Raw genomic sequence first — 1053 nt, 5'->3', positions numbered from 1 at the left:
GGCGTTGCCGCCAACATCCTGCCGGCCATGGGCTTCGCCATGCTCGGCCGCCTGGTGCTCACCAAGCAGCTCGTGCCCTTCTACTTCCTGGGCTTCCTGCTGTGCTCCTACGCCAACGTGCCCGTCCTGGGCGTCGCCCTGATCGCCATCATCATCGGCATCGACAAGTTCGACCTGCTCGGCCTGGGCGGAGCCCAGCCCCAGCTCTCCGCGGAAGGGGATGAGGACGATGACTTCTAGTCCCGAGAACAAGATCACGCGCTCCGACCTCGTCAAGAGCGCCGTCAACGTCGGCGCCCTGGGCATGGAGTTCTCCTGGACCTACTACAAGCAGATGAACATCGCCTTCTGCCTGATGGTCGCCAACATGCTCAAGAAGATCTACGCCGGCCGCCCCGACGACTACGCCGAGGCCCTGCACCGCCACTGCGCGTTCTTCAACATCACCGTCCAGTTCGCCCCGTTCGTCGGCGGCATCGCGATGGCCATGGAGGAGAAGGTCGCCCGCGGCGAGATCGAGCCCGAGAGCGTCAACGACGTCAAGGCCGCCCTCATGGGCCCGCTGTCCGGCATCGGCGACTCCATCTTCCTGTCGACGCTGCGCGTGGTCGCCGCCGCGGTGGGCATCAGCCTGTGCCAGGCCGGCAACCCCTTCGGCCCCATCGCCTTCCTGCTCATCTACAACGTCCCCGGCTTCGCGCTGCGCGTCTGGGGCGCCGTCAAGGGCTACGAGCTGGGCGTGGGCTTCCTGGACGAGGCCCAGAGGACCGGCCTCATGCAGAAGATCATGACCTGCGTGGGCATCGTGGGCGTCATGGTCGTGGGCGCCATGTGCAAGGACATGTTCTGGGCCAGCATCCCGGTCGCCATCGGCTCGGGCGACGACGCCCAGACCCTCCAGGACATCCTGGACGGCATCATGCCCGGCATGCTCGGCATGATCGCCTTCTGGCTGTACTACTGGCTGCTGTCCAAGAAGATCAACCCCATGGTGCTGATCGTGGCCACCATGGTCGTGGGCATCATCGGCGCGTTCTTCGGCGTGCTGGCGTA

2 protein-coding genes are annotated in these 1053 nt (G+C 65.6%); both read left to right on the top strand.

Annotation, left to right across the window (positions count from 1 at the left end; genetic code table 11):
- On the top strand, window positions 1-240 hold a 240-nt coding region (locus GPK42_RS05860; protein WP_147324175.1), incomplete at its 5' end, for a PTS sugar transporter subunit IIC.
- The coding region (locus tag GPK42_RS05855) for a PTS system mannose/fructose/sorbose family transporter subunit IID (protein WP_419522077.1) at window positions 230-1053 on the top strand (824 nt) is incomplete at its 3' end. The genes GPK42_RS05860 and GPK42_RS05855, both read left to right, overlap by 11 nt.

The organism is Collinsella aerofaciens (assembly GCF_018785265.1).
In the GTDB taxonomy this organism is placed as follows: domain Bacteria; phylum Actinomycetota; class Coriobacteriia; order Coriobacteriales; family Coriobacteriaceae; genus Collinsella; species Collinsella aerofaciens_AI.
The sequence above is the reverse complement of the archived record's forward strand: the minus strand, read 5'-3'. Positions and strand labels throughout refer to the sequence as shown.